This is a genomic window from Streptomyces gamaensis (assembly GCF_042656465.1).
Taxonomy (GTDB): Bacteria; Actinomycetota; Actinomycetes; order Streptomycetales; family Streptomycetaceae; genus Streptomyces; species Streptomyces gamaensis.
The window spans coordinates 30,034-45,391 of sequence record NZ_JBHSPB010000034.1 but is presented as its reverse complement, the minus strand read 5'-3'; the positions used below and the strand labels follow the sequence as shown (position 1 = coordinate 45,391).

Sequence of the window (15,358 nt, the reverse complement as noted above, 5' to 3'; positions counted from 1 at the left end):
GCTTCCCTTCGGTGTTTCCAACCTTACCAGATCCGATTTCCGGCCCTGGCCCCCTGCTGGAGCGGGGTCTTTCTCGCCTTTCCGCTTTCGCGGCCCGGCGTGATCACTACTTTAGCGGATTTCCCCGGCGATTCCCAATCGGGACTCCGAAACGAATTCCGGGCACGCCGGAAACCGCCCCGTTCGAGGACCGTGCAGTAATGATTGCCGCCAGTGCGACGAGAATGGCCGCCACAGGACCGCTGGGGCTCCGTGGCAACCCGGAGAACACTACGGGGCGGTGGGGGCCGTGTCAACCCGCCGTCACGCGGGGCACTTCGGCCCTCAGTCGAGGTCCTTGAGGCGGCCCCCGGCGTCCGGCTGGGCCTCCTCGACGCGGCGCAGCAGGCGGGTCAGCATCTCGCCGAGCCGGCCGCGCTCCTCGCCGTTGAGGTCCTGGAGCAGCTCCTCCTCGAAGACCGTGGCCATGCGCATCGACTCCAGCCACTTGCGGCGGCCTTCTTCGGTGATGCCGACGATGACGCGGACGCGGTTGCTCTCGTCCCGCTCCCGCGTGACGAGGCCCTCGGCGACCATGCGGTCGATGCGGTGGGTCATCGCGGCCGGTGTGAGGCCGAGGCGCTTGGCGAGCTCGCCGGGGCCCATGCGGTAGGGGTCGCCGGCGAGGACGAGGGCCTTGAGGACCTCCCACTCGGCGTTGCTGATGCCGAGCTCGGCGGTCTGGCGCCCGTAGGCGACGCTCATGCGCCGGTTGAGGCGGCTGAGCGCCGAGACGACCTTCTCCACCTGCGGGTCCAGCTCCTGGAACTCGCGTTGGTAGGCGGCGATCTGTTCTTCGAGGCTCGGCTCGGGCGCGCCGGCGGTGTCAGGCATGAGCCGCAGTATGGCATGACTCATTGGCGCTAAAGCCCTTTGATGTGTACTCTTTAGCTTCGAACTTTACTGTTGAAGTCTTCAGGCTTGGACTCTCTACGTCTCTGACCTGCACTCCTGTAGCTACTCGACCGAGGAAGGTGAGTGTGACCACCGCGATGGGCGCCGCGCTGCGCCGGATCCAGCTGGGCAACGCGCTGAGCGCGTTCGGCAACGGCTTCACGATTCCGTACCTGTTCGTCTATGTGTCCCAGGTACGGAATCTCGGCGCGAGCACGGCGGGTGTCGTGCTCGCGACGCTCGCCGTTGCCGCGCTGCTCGTGCTGCCCCTCACCGGTCGGGTCATCGACCGGCGTGGTCCGCTGCCCGTCGCCATCGCCGGTACGGTCTCCGCCGCCGTGGGTTCGCTGGGGCTCGGGTTCGCGGACTCGAAGGTGCTCGTCGTCGCGGCGGCCGCGGCGCTCGGTGCCGGTTTCGCGGTGATCCAGCCCGCGCTGGCCACGATGATCGTGTGGTGCTCGACGCCGACGACGCGGTCGCGGGCCTTCGCCATGCAGTTCTTCCTGAACAACCTCGGTCTGGGCATCGGTGGTCTGCTGGGCGGCCAGCTCGTGGACCCGTCGAACGCGTCCAGCTTCGTCCGGCTGTTCGCGATCGAGTCGGCGATGTTCCTGGTGCTGGGCGTGGCCGTCGCGACCGTACGGCTGCCGAAGGCGCCCAGGCTCGGGGACGTGGTCCCGGCCGGTGAAGGGGCCAAGGGCGGGTGGCGTTCGCTGCTCGGGGACCGGGCCATGGTGCAGCTGTGCGTGCTGGGCTTCGTGATGTTCTTCGCCTGCTACGGGCAGTTCGAGTCCGGCCTCGCGGCCTTCGCCGTGGAGGTCACCCGGATCTCGCCGGCGACGCTCGGCATCGCCCTCGCGGCGAACACGGCGGCCATCGTGCTCACGCAGTTCGCCGTGCTCAGGCTGGTGGACGGGCGGCGGCGCAGCCGGGTCGTCGCGCTGGTCGGGCTGATCTGGACGGTCGCATGGATCGCCGCCGGGGTCTCGGGGCTGGTACCGGGGGCGCACGGAGTGGCGACCGCGCTGCTGATCTCCACGTACGCGCTGTTCGGTATCGGCGAGTCGATGCTGGCGCCGACGGTGGCGCCGCTGGTGGCGGACCTGGCGCCGGCGCGGCTCGTCGGGCAGTACAACTCCGCGTTCGCTCTGGTCAAGCAGCTGGCGATGGCGGTCGGCCCGGCGGTGGGCGGTCTGATGGCCGGTGGCGGGATGTACGGCGCGTACATCGTGCTGCTGATCGTGTGCGCGCTGGGCATCACGGCGCTGGCCCTGCGGCTGGGTCGGCGGCTCACGCCCGAGCAGGACAATCCGCGGCTGCTCGCGCGGCGCAGCGAGCCGGTCGCCGGTTCGGCCGCGGCCCCGGCGCCCGTCGCTTGCTCCGCCTCCCACTGATCCGTAGGACTGCCACCGCGACGAAAACGAGCGCCTGTGGCCCGGAAACGCATCGTTTCCGGGCCACAGGCGCATTTTTCATGCGTCCTCACTTGTTGCCACGAGACTTGTCGCTACGAGCGTGCCGCTCCTGCCGGGAGGGCGAATTCGCACCAGACGGCCTTGCCTCCGCCCGGTGTGCGGCGTGAGCCCCAGGACGAGGCGATGGTGGCGACGATCGAGATGCCCCGGCCGGCCTCGTCGGCGGGTTCGGCACGGCGGCGGCGCGGCAGGTGGTCGTCGCCGTCGGTCACCTCGATGATCAGCCGCCGGTCGGTGCGGCGCAGGCGCAGCCGCATCGGCGGGGTGCCGTGCTGCAGGGAGTTGGCGACGAGCTCGCTCGCGGCCAGGACGCCCAGATCGCGCAGCTCGGTCGGGAAGCGCCAGCTGACCAGGACGCCGGAGGCGAAGGCGCGGGCACGGGGTGCGGCCTCGACGCCTCCGAGGAGTTCCAGCGCGGCGTTGTGGAAGAGCTCGGCGTCATGGCCCGTACGGGCAGGGTGCTGCAGGACGAGCACGGCGACGTCGTCGTCGTGCTCCGCGGTCACCCCGAGGGCGCGGATGAGGCGGTCGCACATCACCTGGGGCGAGCCGGTGGCCCCGGCGAAGGCGCGCTCCAGGGCGGCGACACCATCGTCGATGTCCTCGTTGCGCCGCTCGACCAGACCGTCCGTGTAGAGGACGGCGCTGGAGCCGGGGCCGAGGGGCAGACTGCCGGAGGTGTGCACCCAGCCGCCGGTGCCGAGCGGCGGGCCGGTGGCCTCGGAGGCGCGGCGGACCGTGCCGTCGGGGTCGCGGACCAGGATGGGCAGATGGCCCGCCGACGCGTAGACGAGACGGCCCTCGTTGGGGTCGTGGACGGCGTAGACACAGGTGGCGATCTGGGTGCTGTCGATCTCGGTGGCGAGGCCGTCGAGGAGCTGGAGCACCTCGTGGGGCGGCAGGTCCAGGCGCGCGTACGCCCGTACGGCCGTGCGCAGCTGGCCCATGACGGCGGCGGCCCGCACGCCGCGGCCCATGACGTCGCCGATGACGAGCGCGGTGCGGCCGGCGCCGAGGGTGATGACGTCGTACCAGTCGCCGCCGACCGCGGTGTCCTTGCCGCCGGGCTGGTAGGTGGCGGCGACGCGCAGGTCGTCGGGCTGCTCCAGTTCCTGAGGGAGGAGGCTGCGCTGCAGTGTGACGGCGGCCTCGCGCTGCCTGCGCTCGCTGACGCGCAGCCGCTCGGCGGCCTCGACCTGGTCGGTGACATCGGCGGCGAAGACGAGGACTCCGGGAAGGCCCTCACTCACGGCGCCGGTGTCCCTCCGGCCCGTACCGAGGTCGATCGGGGAACAGGTGAAGGTGTAGTAGCCGTGCCGGGGGCGGCTGTCGGGGTCGGAGGGGCCGCCGCCGGAGAGCGCGTCGTGGGCGGACGAGCGCCGGTGCGTGCTGCCGGTCGCCGCGTGCGCGGCGGGCGCGCCCGCCATGACGCGGCGGGATTTGACCGTACGGGACCGGCCGCTGCGCAGAACCTGGTCCATGAGCGGAAGCAGACCGAGCTCCGCCAGCTCCGGAAGTGCCTCGCGCGCGGGCTCGCCCGGGGCGCGCGGGCCGAAGAGCGCGGCGTAGGCGGCGTTGACGTACGCGACGCGGTGATCGGCGCCGTGGACGACGGCGACGGGGGCCGGGAGCTGGCCGAGGATGTCGGGGACGGAGAGCCCGTCCAGGGTGGGGACGGGGCCGTCGGGCCCGGCGGGGGACGGCGTCGCCCCGTCGCGCGCGGCGGGCACCGAACCACCGCCCTTGGGCTGCGCGGACGCGGCGGGGCGGGCCTTGCGGTCGGCGCGCGCTGCGGCTCGGCGCTGAGTGCCGGGGAGCCGGGCGCTCCAGCGGGTGAAGTTCACAGAGGATTACCTCGCGGAGTCGTTCCGGACCAGCTCGGCGACGTGTCGTGGCGGAGCCGCGCGCCCGGCACGGGGCCGTGGGCGGCGGTGCGGGGGCCTGTCCCCGGGGGAGTGCAGCAAACGTCCGATCCCTCGCCGTCGTTACTCTTCGCAGGTACGAGCCCACCCATGGTCACACGACCAGTGTGGCCGACCGGACTGACATCCGTCAGACGTCGGCCTCCTGTGGGGGAGTTCCCTGCTCCGGTCTTGCGTCCGTGTCCTGCCTCAACTCGCCTCCGGGTAACGGCCGGTGTCCGCGGCGAGCTCGAATTCGGCACGGGGGTGCTCCAGGGAGCCGAGCGAGACGATCTCACGTTTGAACAGCCCTGTGAGGGTCCATTCGGCAAGGACACGCGCTTTGCGGTTGAACGTGGGGATTCTGCCGAGGTGGTAGGCGCGGTGCAGGAACCAGGCCGGGTAGCCCTTGAGCTTCCTGCCGTAGACCTGCGCAACGCCCTTGTGCAGCCCCAGGGATGCGACAGAACCCGCGTACTGGTGCCGGTAGTCCTGCAACGGGCGGCCGCGCAGACAGGCGGCGACGTTGTGGGCGATGACCTTGGCCTGGCGGACGGCGTGCTGGGCGTTGGGGGCGCACTGCGCGCCGGGCTCCTCCGCGGTGAGGTCGGGTACGGCCGCCGCGTCGCCACCGGCCCAGGCGTGCTCGGCGCCGTCCACGGCCAGGGTGGCGGCGCACTTGAGGCGGCCGCGCTCGTCGAGGGGCAGGCCGGTGGCGGCGAGCACCGGATGCGGTTTGACGCCGGCGGTCCACACGAGCGTGCGGGTGGGAAAACGGGAGCCGTCACTGAGCACGGCGACGCGGTCCACGCAGGACTCCAGCCGGGTCTCCAGGCGGACGTCGATGTTGCGGCCGCGGAGCTCGCGCAGGGCGTAGCGGCCCATGTCGGCGCCGACTTCGGGCAGGATCCGGCCTGTTGCCTCGACGAGGACGAACCGCAGGTCGTCGGGGGAGATGTTGTGGTAGTAGCGGGCGGCGTACCGGGCCATGTCCTCCAGCTCGGCGAGCGCTTCGACACCCGCGTAGCCGCCGCCGACGAAGACGAACCTGAGCGCGGCGTCGCGGATTCCCGGGTCGCGGGTGGACGAGGCGATGTCCATCTGTTCGAGCACATGGTTGCGCAGGCCGATGGCCTCCTCGACGGTCTTGAAGCCGATGCCGTGGTCGGCGAGACCGGGAACGGGGAGGGTGCGGGAGACGGAGCCGGGGGCGAGGACCAGTTCGTCGTAGTGGATCTCGACGGCGCCGGCGCCCTCCTCGTGGGTCGCGAGCGTCGCGACGGTCGCGGTCCGCCCGGCGTGGTCGATCGCGCGGACCTCGCCGGTGACGACCTGACAGCCGGGAAGGGTGCGGCGCAGCGGGACCACGACGTGGCGGGGGGAGACGGAACCGGCGGCGGCCTCGGGGAGGAAGGGCTGGTACGTCATGTACGGCTCGGGGTCGACCACGGTGACGCGGGCCTCGTCCCGTTTGAGGATCCGCTGCAGGTGCAGGGCGGTGTTCATCCCGACACAGCCGCCGCCGACGACCAGAACGCGCGCCGGTTCCTTCACCAAGGTCCCTCCTCAGCGATGTCGGCCGGCCCGGGGGTGTCCGGCCGGGGTGCCGGGCGCCGCGCCGGCCGGGCGCGGGGCCCTTCCGCCGGGCACAGCTCCTTCCCATGAGGCACCGGCGGCCGGTGTTTGTCCACAGGTCCGGCGAAATGTATGACTGGCCGCGGAGCTGATCCGTCCGCCCCACGCTCCCCGGTCCCGGCCACGGATGCCCAGGTCAGGGCGGTTGTGGCGGGGTCGCAAGGTGGTGTGGAAGCAGGGCGGGAGGGGACCGTACTCCAATCGGGGGCGGCCCGTGCGGAACTACCCCTTCTTTCTTGACCTGGGCTCAACTATGTTCGTAGTCCGTCGGGGTGTCAGAGACGTACCCCGGCAGTCAGGGCGGGGAGTCTCCGGGGGGAGACGTTCATAACCGGGGGAACATATGCACATTCAGGGCTCTCATTGGTCGACCGCTGTCGCGCCGTCCGAGGCGAGCGGGGGCCGGAGCACTCCGTTGCGCGTGGATGCCCAGCGCAATCTTGAGCACGTACTGCGGGCGGCCCGCGAGGTCTTCGGCGAGCTGGGCTACGGGGCGCCGATGGAGGACGTGGCGCGCCGGGCCCGGGTGGGGGTGGGGACGGTCTACCGCCGCTTCCCCAGCAAGGACGTCCTCGTGCGGCGGATAGCGGAGGAGGAGACCGCCCGGCTGACCGAGCAGGCCCGCACGGCGCTGGGGCAGGAGGACGAGCCGTGGTCGGCGCTGTCCCGCTTCCTGCGCACGTCGGTCGCCTCGGGCGCGGGCCGGCTGCTGCCTCCGCAGGTGCTGCGGGTGGGCGTCGACGGCAAGTCCGAGCAGATCGAAGCGCGGGTGCCGCAGCAGCGGCAGCCCAGGAGCACGGTGGGGCAGCTGCACGAGCTGCGGCTGGTGGAGCAGCGGCCGGACCGGGCCGAGGAGCGCGGCGACTCGGGGGCGGCAGCCCTGCTCGAAGTCGTCGGGCGTCTGGTCGACCGGGCGCGCGCGGCCGGGCAGTTGCGTCCGGATGTGACCGTCGCGGACGTGCTGCTCGTGATAGCCACGGCGGCGCCGTCGCTGCCGGACGCGGTGCAGCAGGCCGCGGCATCGTCACGGCTGCTGGACATCCTGCTGGAGGGGCTGCGCTCGCGGCCCGTCGAGCCGGTCGAGTAGCCCTTGCGAGCAGTGCCGAGGGTTTCGTCACCGCTGAACCGCTGAGGTTTCCGTGGCGGGCGCGCCACACGGTCAGGGGGCTTCACCTGTGCCCAACGGTCCTGATGGTGTGGCGCGTTCGGAAAACCTTTCCCCGTACGAGTGACAGTCAGTGCCTCACTGCGGGAAAACTCCCCGGATGAGTGGTTGCTGCCCGTGCTGAGGTGGTGACGCCCGACGCTGTGCCACGCTGGCCCGGTGTTCGGACGTGCCGGTACGTACGGGGGCCTCCGCTATGGCTGTTGACGGGCGGGATGAACCACGCGGCCACCACGAGGGGGCGGAGCCGTGGCCCACGCTGCCCATGCCGGACGGCGGGCCGTTCCCTTCGGCGCCGCCCGGAGCCGGGGGGCGTTCCGGGGGCCGGCGGCCTTCGGGGGCCGGTGCCTCTCCCGGCGCCGACGGCTTCTCCGCCGGTGCTGACGACGGCTTTTCCGGTGACGACGGCTCTTCCGATGGCTGCTCGCCTGATGCGGATGGTGCCGTCGATGTCGACGGTGCTTCCGTTGCCGGGGGTGCTTCCGATGCCGGGGGTGCTTCCGATGGTGGCGCCCGTTCCGGGCCGGCGGAGGACGGTGTGCCGTCGCCGGAGTCCGCACCGTCGGCTCCCCGGGGGCGAGTTGGGGACCGGTGGGTGCCCAGGCAGCGGGCGGGCCGGAAGTCGGGGGCCCATGCCCGGGCGCGGGGAGAGTCGGAAGGACAGCGCTCCGACATCGAGTTGATCTCGCGGATGCGCGGTGGCGACAGCGACGCGTACGAGGAGTTGTACCGGCGGCACGCCCCGGCGGTGCGGAGGTACGCCCGCAACTGCTGCCGTGACGACCACACCGCCGAGGACCTGACCAACGAGGTCTTCGCGAGCACCCTGCAGGCGGTGCGCGGCGGCGCCGGGCCGGATTCGGCGGTGCGGGCGTATCTGCTGACGACGGTGCGCCGGGTGGCGGCGGCGTGGGGAAGGACGACCAAGCGGGAGCAACTGGTCGAGGACTTCGCGGTGTTCGCGGCTGCGGCGGCGCGTACTTCGGGGGCCGGGGAGGACGAGACCGTCGACGCGGGCGCCGAGGTGCTGGCGATGCGGGAGGCCGAGCACTCGTTGGCCATGCAGGCGTTCCGGAGTCTTCCGGAGCGGTGGCAGACAGTGCTGTGGCACACGACGGTGGAGGAGGAGTCGCCCAGCGAGGTGGCGCCTCTGCTGGGGTTGACGGCCAATGCGACAGCGGTGCTGGCTCATCGGGCACGGGAGGGGTTGAAACAGGCTTATCTACAGGCGCATGTGAGTGCCGCGCTGACCTCGGGCGGGGAATGCGCCCGGTACGCGGACCGGCTCGGGGCGTACGCCCGGGGCGGGCTGCGGATGCGTGCGGAGCGGGGGTTGCGCAAGCACTTGGAGGAGTGCGCGCGGTGCCGTACGGCGGCCATGGAGGTCGCGGACGTCAACGAGCGCTTGCGGGTGCTGCTGCCGGTCGCGGTCGTCGGCTGGTTCGCGACGTCGTACGCGGCGAAGGCGGCGATGGGGTTCGCGGCGGGAGCGGCGGTTTCAGGGGCTGCGGGAGCGAGTTCGGGTGCGGGGGCTGCTGCTGCGGGAGGTGCGGGGGCGTCGGGTTCCGTTGCCGGTGCGGGCGGCACGGGGGGTGCGGGAGCGGCTTCCGGGGCGGCTGGTGCGACAGGCGCGGCGAGTACAGCGGGGGCGGCGGGGGCGAGTGCGGCTTCCGGGGCGGGAGCAGTTGGGGGGACGGGTGCGTCGGCCGGGGCGACCGGTGTTGCTTCGGCGAGTGCGGGCGTAGGGGGCGCCGGTGCGTCGGGGGCCGCTGTGGGAGCGGGGGCCGGCGCAGGGGCCGGGGCTGGGGTTGCCTCCGGTGCGGGTGCGGTAGCTGGGTCGGGCGCGGTGTCGTCGGCGACTGCGGCCGGTGCGGCGTCGGGCACGGGTGCGGTGACGGGTGTAGGGGCGTCGGGTGTTGCGGCCGGCACGGGTGTGTCGGGCGGTGCAGCCGGTGCTGGGGCCGGCGGGGCGTCGGGAGCGGCGGGCGCTGCGGCCGGTACAGGGGTGTCGGGCAGTGCAGCAGGTGCTGGGGCCGCTTCCGGTACGGGTGTTGGGGCCGGTGCGTCGGGTGCGGCGTCGTCCGGGGTCGGCGCGGGCGCGGGAGGTGCGGCGGCCGGTACGAGCGCGGGGGCGGGGTCCGGCGCGGGTGTCGGCATGGGCACGGGGGGCGCTGCGGGCAGCACCGGCGGCGGGGCGGGCGCGGGCGCCGGGAGCGGTGCGGGAGCCGGGGCCGGTGGGAGCACGTCGGGCGCTGCGGGCTCGGGGGCCGGGGCCAGCGGTGGGGGCACGGGGGTGGGTGGGGGAGGGGGAGGGGGCCCCCTCCCCGTTGGTGAAGGGCTCGGTGGCCCCGTGAAGTTGGGCATCGCCGCCGGTGTAGCCGTAGCCGCCGGTGCCGTCATCGCCTATGCCGTGATGGGCAATTCGACGGATGCGGTGCGGGAGCCGCAGGCCGAGGGGACGGCGAAGCCGGTGGTGCCCGTACCGGCGCCGGAGCCGAAAGGGACGCCGGCCGCTTCCCCGGCGCCGGTTCCGCCGAAGTTGAAGCCGGCGGGGGTGCGGCCGTCGGCGCCGAAGGGGAGTTCGCGGGTGAGCCGGAGCGCGGGGGCGCCGACTGGGGCCGTGCCGGTGCCGGCGCCCGTCATGTCGACGCCGACACCGCGGCCGAGCGTCCCGCACATGTCGACACCGGCGCCGACGCCAACTCCCCTGGTGCCGACGCCTGGTTCGCCGGAGACGCCGACGGTGCCGAAGCCGGTGAAGCCTGTGTTGCCGGAGCCGTCGGCGGAGGACTGTCCGGTCAATGAGGTCGAGTTCGACATGGGGATCGGGAGGGATCTGGATCCGGAGGTGCGGCTGAGCGCGAAGGACCGGCTGGGCAAGAGTCATGGGCTGCGGCTCGGCGGCCGGACGCACCGCAAGGGCACCCACGGCGGAACCCACGACGCCGCCCACGATGCCGCCCATGACGCAGCGCACGACCGAGTCCACGGCGAAGGCCACAGCGAAACCCACGCCCACGCCCACGCCCACGCCCACGACCGGGTCCGCAGCGAAACCCACGGCGAACCCCACAGCCAACTCCACGACACTGCGGGCGTCCAGCCCAGCCCCACCTCCCTGCACATCGAGTTCAACAAGGGGCCGCTCGGGCCCGGGGCGGCGCGAGTCTCCGTGCGCAGGGGTGGGAAGCGGCTGTGGGAGTCGGAGGTGCGGGTGCCTCGGCGGGAGGAGCGGCAGCTTCGGGTTCCCGTGCGGGTTCCGCTGCCGGGGCACCGTACGGAGAAGCCCACCGTCGCCCCGGCGCCCGCCGTGAAGTCGGCGCCGGCCGACTCCGCCCCGCCCGCCGCGCGGCCGTCAGCCGACGCCCCTGCCAAGTCGCCGAGTCCCGAGCCCCCGGACCGCCCCTCCCCGACCCCGTCGGAAGAACCGTCCGAGACCCACTCTCCCGCCACCCACTCCCCCGACGCCGCCCACTCCCCCGACATCGAGTCCCTCCCCGTCGCCACCTGGCGCCATTCCGGACACCACTGCAACCCGTACGCCCACGCCGAGTACTGACCCCAGCCCCCCACAGCCCCCTCACAAGCTCGGCCGCGGCACCACCCCGCCCGCCACCGCCCGCTGCCGCGGCGCCATGCCCGTCCAGCACGTGCCCCGGCGCGCCAGCAGCCGCCGCAGCCACACCTCCGTGGACACCAGTTCCGCCAGGCCGTCCAGTGGCAGGGGCCGGCCTTCTGTCGCCTCGTGCAGGGCGGCCCGTACGACGCGGGCCTCCACGAGTCCCGCGTCGGCCAGCAGGGGTGCCTCGAAGAGTTCCAGCAGCGGGCCGACGAAGGCGCGCAGGCCGGCCCGTACCGCTGCCGCGTGGGCGGCGTGCGAGGTGGCGCCCCAGCCGGTGGGCAGTTCGCGTACCCCGGCGGCGCCGAGGACCGAGCGCAGGACGGAGGCGCGGGCGCCGGGGGCGACGCGGACGGCTTCGGGGAGGGCGCGGCAGGCCCGTACGACCTGGTTGTCGAAGAAGGGGGCGTGCAGGCGCTGGCTGCGGACCTCGGCGGCCTGTTCCAGGACGCGGTGGTCGGCGGCGTGCCGGGCGAGGGCGGCGGCTGCGCGGCGTTCGCCGGGGCGCTGGTGCAGGCCCTGGGGGCGTACGGCGGCGGCCTGGAGCCGAACCGATACTTCGGCCAGAGCCTCACCCGTGAGCCAGCGGGCCGCCGGTCCGGGGCGGCACCAGGTGAGCGCGGCCAGTGAGGCGTCCACGGCGCTGCCCGTGCCGGCGGCGGCGACCGGCCCGCCCGGCGCCGTGCGCCCCGTGAGGTCGGCGGCGGCCGGGAAGCGGGGGTCCAGGAGCAGTCCGGCGACGGCTTCGAGTCCTTCCCGGTAGGAGGTGCGGGCCAGGCGGCGTGCGGCGCGGTAGACGGTGAACGGGACGAACAGGCCCTGCGCGATCGCGCCCTCCGCGCGGGCCAACGCCGAGACGGGGCGCAGGAGATGGCGGCGGCGTCGTTCCATGAGGAGGTCGGCGAGGCGTGCCGGGTGGGCGTCGAGGACCTGGCGGGCGCCGCAGCCGACGAGGTGGTCGGAGCAGCCGGCGGCGAGGCGGCGGCGGTGGCGCTGAGCGGTGACGAGGGCGGGGCCGGGTTCGTCGGTGAGGGGGCCGATGTGCAGGCCGGCGTAGGGCAGGGCTTCTTCGCCGGCGGCGACGACGACGTGGTGGAGGCGGGGGTCGGCGGCGATGGCGCGGGCGCGTTCGAGTTCGGCCTCGCGGGCGCGGCTGGTGCCGGCGGCGAGGTCGTTGAAGGTGACGGCGAGGAGGCGTTCGCCGGCGCCGGTGCCGTGCCCGTAGGGGGTGCCGGGGACGCCGGGGAGTCCGGCGGCGAGGAGGGCGAGGGTCGCCGAGGCGCTGCCGCCGGAGAGGTCGGCGCCGATGCCGGGGGCCGGTCCGCCGCCGCGTGCGGCGCGGCGCTGCGCGGGCCCCATGCCGGGGACGGGCCCGGGGTCGAGGGGGCCGCCGCCGAAGGCGTGGGCGGGGCGGTGGCGGGGGGCGGCCAGCCGGGCCCGTACGGCTTCGACGAGGGCGTCCCTTATGGCGTCGACGGCTGCTTCCGGGGCGAGTTGGGGGCCGGAGACGGCGAGGGAGGCGACGGGTTCGTAGCCGGTGATGTCGCGGGCCCCGTCGCGCAGGACGAGGGCGTGCCCGGGGGGCACTCTGCGTACTCCCTTGTAGGGGGTGCCGTCCCCGAGGGCCTCGGGGGAGTCGGGGCAGGCGAGGAGGGCGGCGAGGTGGCCGACGTCGAGCTGGGCCTCGATGAGGTCGGCGAGCGGGAGGGCGGCGGTGGCGTAGGCGGTGCCGCCGGCCCAGGGGGTGTGGAAGACGGGGCGGGCCCCGGCGAGGTCGCCGACGACCGTGATGCGGCGGCCCACTTGGGCGACGGCGGTGTAGCTGCCGGGCCAGGACGTCAGGTGGCGCAGGGCGCCGCCGCGCGCGGAGACGAGGCCGGCGCGCAGCGCGTCGTCGCTCGCGCCGCAGCAGCCGAGGACGGCGAGGCGGGTGAGGGGGTCGAGCTGGACGACGCGCACCTCGTCGGGGCGCCAGTCGCCCACGGCCCACAGCGGGGCCGGGTCGCCCCACAGCAGCTGCGCGCCGACGGGGTGGACGGTGGGGCCGTCGTAACCGTCGTGCGGGCGGCCGCCGTTGGAAGAGACGGAGGAATTGGAAGAAGCGGAGGAAGCGGAGGTAACGGGGGAGTCGGGGGCGGCGCGGGGACGGGGCCCCGAGGTGGTGCTGCTCCACCCCACACACCAGCGCATTGCCGCCTCCACAGGCTGTGGACAACCAAGGGCCGACCGGCCGGCCGACCAGTCGACCGTCAGGTGCAGTCATCATGCACACTCGGCCACCGGATGCGACAACGAAAGAGGCGGCGCTTTGGTCGCGCCTTTTCCCTCAACTCACCTGAAAGCGGGGTGAAGTGGGGTTACGTCCGGGGTGAAGCGGCGTGACGTCGTACAGCGGGACACGCCCGCGGCAGTGGTCACCGCAGGTCGCGTACGCCACGCCTCCTGCCCGCGCAAGATCCCGGCACTGCGGCGAAATTCGGCCAAAATCAGGGGAGTTGACGGCAAGGGGCGCACTTCGCGAGTGCTTCGACGGACCACACCCCTGACACCACAGTCCGGGAGGCGGATGACCGCCTCCCGGACTGTTCCGCCGCCCGCGGGGAATGAGGCGACGGCTCCCCCAGCCCACTGGATCCAGGCAGCGGGCCGACCCACGCATGCCCCAGGGAACCGTACTTCGGTCCGGCTCGGACAGAGCGCACGATGGGCGCACAGCCACACACAACCGGAGCACGTGCCCCTCGCTGCACGTCCGCACGGACCAGAATCCCGCCATCCGGGACAACGCCTCTTAACGGTCGGGATGCGGGGAACTACGCTGGGTTTACGAATGCCCCGTGCCTATGCCGGGGCGGGCGTCGCCGTTGCGAGGGGTGCGCATGTCCAGGGAGCCACGCGGGCCGAACGAGAAGCTCGGCAACGTCCTCGTCCTCGCGGGGATCAGCAACGCCGGTCTCGCTCGCAGGGTCAACGACCTCGGCGCTCAGCGCGGACTGACCCTTCGTTACGACAAGACCTCGGTGGCGCGCTGGGTCTCCAAGGGCATGGTGCCGCAGGGCGCGGCCCCCCATCTGATCGCCGCGGCGATCGCCGGGAAGCTCGGCCGGCCGGTGCCGTTGCACGAGATCGGGCTCGCCGACGCCGATCCCGCCCCGGAGGTGGGGCTGTCCTTTCCGCGCGATGTCGGCCAGGCGGTGCGCGTCGCGACGGAGTTGTACCGGCTGGATGTCGCCGGTCGGCGCGGCAGCGGGGGCCTGTGGCAGAGCCTGGCGGGTTCCTTCTCGGTCACCGCGTACGCGACGCCCGCGTCCCGCTGGCTGATAACCCCCGCCGACAGCTCGGTGGCCCGGGGCGCCGAGCAGGCGGCCCAGGAGGCGGAGCGGGGCACCGACAGCGGTACGGAGGGCGGGGGCGGCGCGGCGGAGTCCTCCCCGCAGCGCGTGGGCCACAGCGACGTCGGCAAGCTGCGGGAGGCCGCGGAGGACGCGCGCCGCTGGGACTCCAAGTACGGTGGCGGCGACTGGCGTTCGTCCATGGTGCCCGAGTGCCTGCGGGTCGACGCGGCGCCGCTGCTGCTGGGTTCGTACAGCGACGAGGTGGGCCGCGCGCTGTTCGGCGCCACCGCCGAACTGACGCGGCTGGCCGGATGGATGGCCTTCGACACAGGCCAGCAGGAGGCCGCGCAGCGCTACTACATCCAGGCGCTGCGGCTGGCGCGCGCGGCCGCCGACGTCCCCCTCGGCGGTTACGTGCTGGCGTCGATGAGCCTGCAGGCCACCTACCGGGGCTTCGCCGACGAGGGCGTCGACCTCGCGCAGGCCGCGCTGGAGCGCAACCGGGGCCTGGCCACCGCCCGCACGATGAGTTTCTTCCGCCTGGTCGAGTCCCGCGCCCACGCCAAGGCCGGTGACGCGCCCGCCTGCGGTACGGCCCTGAAGGCCGCCGAGGGATGGCTGGAGCGGGCCCGCGCCGGCGACCCCGATCCGTCCTGGCTCGACTTCTACACCCAGGAGCGGTTCGCCGCCGACGCCGCCGAGTGCTACCGGGACCTGCGCATGCCCCGGCAGGTGCAGCGCTTCACCGAGCAGGCGCTGTCCCGGCCGACGGAGGAGTTCGTGCGCTCGCACGGGCTGCGCCTGGTGGTCTCCGCCGTCGCCGAACTGGAGTCGGGGAATCTGGACGCGGCGTGCGCGGCCGGGGTGCGGGCGGTGGAGGTCGCGGGCCGCATCTCCTCGGCGCGCACCACCGAGTACGTGCGTGACCTGCTGCACCGGCTGGAGGCGTACGGGGACGAGCCGCGCGTGGCAGAACTGCGGGAGCGGGCGCGGCCGTTGCTGATGGCGCCGGCGTAGGAAGCGGGTGTACGGACGGCGGGGTGCGGGTACGCGCGCGTGCCCGCAGGTTCGCGGGACGGCGGCGGTACGGGCGCGGGGTGCGGACCCGGCGTCCGGGTAACCGGAACCGGTGACGCCGGAAGCGCATCGCGCCCGCGCGGAAGCGAGTTCCGGCACTGTTTGCCGTACCGCATCTCGTCATCTCCCCCGCCGGCTGTGATCATTTGGCTGGGGTACCGCGCCTGACCTGGGTTTCGGTCCGTTGTCAGTGGCGCAGGTCATGATGGGGGCGTGGG

9 protein-coding genes and 1 pseudogene are annotated in these 15,358 nt (G+C 73.7%); 5 read left to right on the top strand and 5 right to left on the bottom strand.

Annotation, left to right across the window (positions count from 1 at the left end):
- Positions 1-324 precede the first annotated feature (324 nt).
- Positions 325-873 carry a MarR family winged helix-turn-helix transcriptional regulator gene (locus tag ACFP1Z_RS31970; protein WP_390321261.1) on the bottom strand — a complete coding sequence of 183 codons (549 nt, stop codon included), beginning with the start codon at positions 871-873 and terminating at the stop codon, positions 325-327.
- A gap of 146 nt (positions 874-1,019) precedes the next feature.
- On the opposite strand from ACFP1Z_RS31970, the gene ACFP1Z_RS31965 reads away from it, so the two are divergent.
- Complete coding sequence (locus ACFP1Z_RS31965; protein WP_390321260.1) at positions 1,020-2,327, top strand: MFS transporter; 1,308 nt, start codon at positions 1,020-1,022, stop codon at positions 2,325-2,327.
- Between the two features lie 113 nt (positions 2,328-2,440).
- Here the strand turns inward: ACFP1Z_RS31965 and ACFP1Z_RS31960 are convergent, their stop codons facing one another.
- Both ACFP1Z_RS31960 and ACFP1Z_RS31955 read right to left on the bottom strand, forming a co-directional pair.
- Entirely contained in the window at positions 2,441-4,252 is a 1,812-nt protein-coding gene (locus tag ACFP1Z_RS31960; protein ID WP_390321259.1) for an ATP-binding SpoIIE family protein phosphatase, read from the bottom strand.
- A 267-nt stretch (positions 4,253-4,519) separates the two neighbouring features.
- On the bottom strand, positions 4,520-5,863 hold the full coding sequence (locus ACFP1Z_RS31955; RefSeq protein WP_390321266.1) for an NAD(P)/FAD-dependent oxidoreductase: 1,344 nt from the start codon (positions 5,861-5,863) through the stop codon (positions 4,520-4,522).
- Positions 5,864-6,287: 424 nt separating this feature from the next.
- On the opposite strand from ACFP1Z_RS31955, the gene ACFP1Z_RS31950 reads away from it, so the two are divergent.
- Positions 6,288-7,031, top strand: coding sequence for a TetR/AcrR family transcriptional regulator (locus tag ACFP1Z_RS31950; RefSeq protein ID WP_390321258.1), 744 nt, complete (start codon positions 6,288-6,290; stop codon positions 7,029-7,031).
- Positions 7,032-7,305: 274 nt separating this feature from the next.
- Positions 7,306-8,784: pseudogene (locus tag ACFP1Z_RS31945) on the top strand (sigma-70 family RNA polymerase sigma factor); the annotation flags it as partial.
- 728 nt (positions 8,785-9,512) lie between these two features.
- Here the strand turns inward: ACFP1Z_RS31945 and ACFP1Z_RS31940 are convergent.
- On the bottom strand, positions 9,513-9,929 hold the full coding sequence (locus tag ACFP1Z_RS31940; RefSeq protein WP_390321268.1) for a hypothetical protein: 417 nt from the start codon (positions 9,927-9,929) through the stop codon (positions 9,513-9,515).
- Here ACFP1Z_RS31940 and ACFP1Z_RS31935 point away from each other — a divergent pair.
- On the top strand, positions 9,928-10,668 hold the full coding sequence (locus ACFP1Z_RS31935; protein WP_390321267.1) for a hypothetical protein: 741 nt from the start codon (positions 9,928-9,930) through the stop codon (positions 10,666-10,668). The two genes, ACFP1Z_RS31940 and ACFP1Z_RS31935, sit on opposite strands and share 2 nt — an antisense overlap.
- A gap of 21 nt (positions 10,669-10,689) precedes the next feature.
- Here the strand turns inward: ACFP1Z_RS31935 and ACFP1Z_RS31930 are convergent, their stop codons facing one another.
- Positions 10,690-12,918, bottom strand: coding sequence for an asparagine synthase-related protein (locus tag ACFP1Z_RS31930; RefSeq protein ID WP_390321257.1), 2,229 nt, complete (start codon positions 12,916-12,918; stop codon positions 10,690-10,692).
- A gap of 689 nt (positions 12,919-13,607) precedes the next feature.
- Between ACFP1Z_RS31930 and ACFP1Z_RS31925 the strand changes: the two genes are divergently transcribed.
- A complete protein-coding gene (locus ACFP1Z_RS31925) occupies positions 13,608-15,080 on the top strand; it encodes an MFS transporter (protein ID WP_390321256.1) in 1,473 nt (490 codons plus the stop codon).
- Positions 15,081-15,358 lie beyond the last annotated feature (278 nt).

Bases quoted from the DNA above. Each gene is read 5' to 3' on its own strand.
- ACFP1Z_RS31970 (WP_390321261.1), bottom strand. From the start codon at position 873: ATGCCTGACACCGCCGGCGCGCCCGAGCCGAGCCTCGAAGAACAGATC.
- ACFP1Z_RS31950 (WP_390321258.1), top strand. From the start codon at position 6,288: ATGCACATTCAGGGCTCTCATTGGTCGACCGCTGTCGCGCCGTCCGAG.
- ACFP1Z_RS31935 (WP_390321267.1), top strand. From the start codon at position 9,928: ATGGGGATCGGGAGGGATCTGGATCCGGAGGTGCGGCTGAGCGCGAAG.
- ACFP1Z_RS31940 (WP_390321268.1), bottom strand. From the start codon at position 9,929: ATGTCGAACTCGACCTCATTGACCGGACAGTCCTCCGCCGACGGCTCC.
- ACFP1Z_RS31930 (WP_390321257.1), bottom strand. From the start codon at position 12,918: ATGCGCTGGTGTGTGGGGTGGAGCAGCACCACCTCGGGGCCCCGTCCC.
- ACFP1Z_RS31925 (WP_390321256.1), top strand. From the start codon at position 13,608: ATGTCCAGGGAGCCACGCGGGCCGAACGAGAAGCTCGGCAACGTCCTC.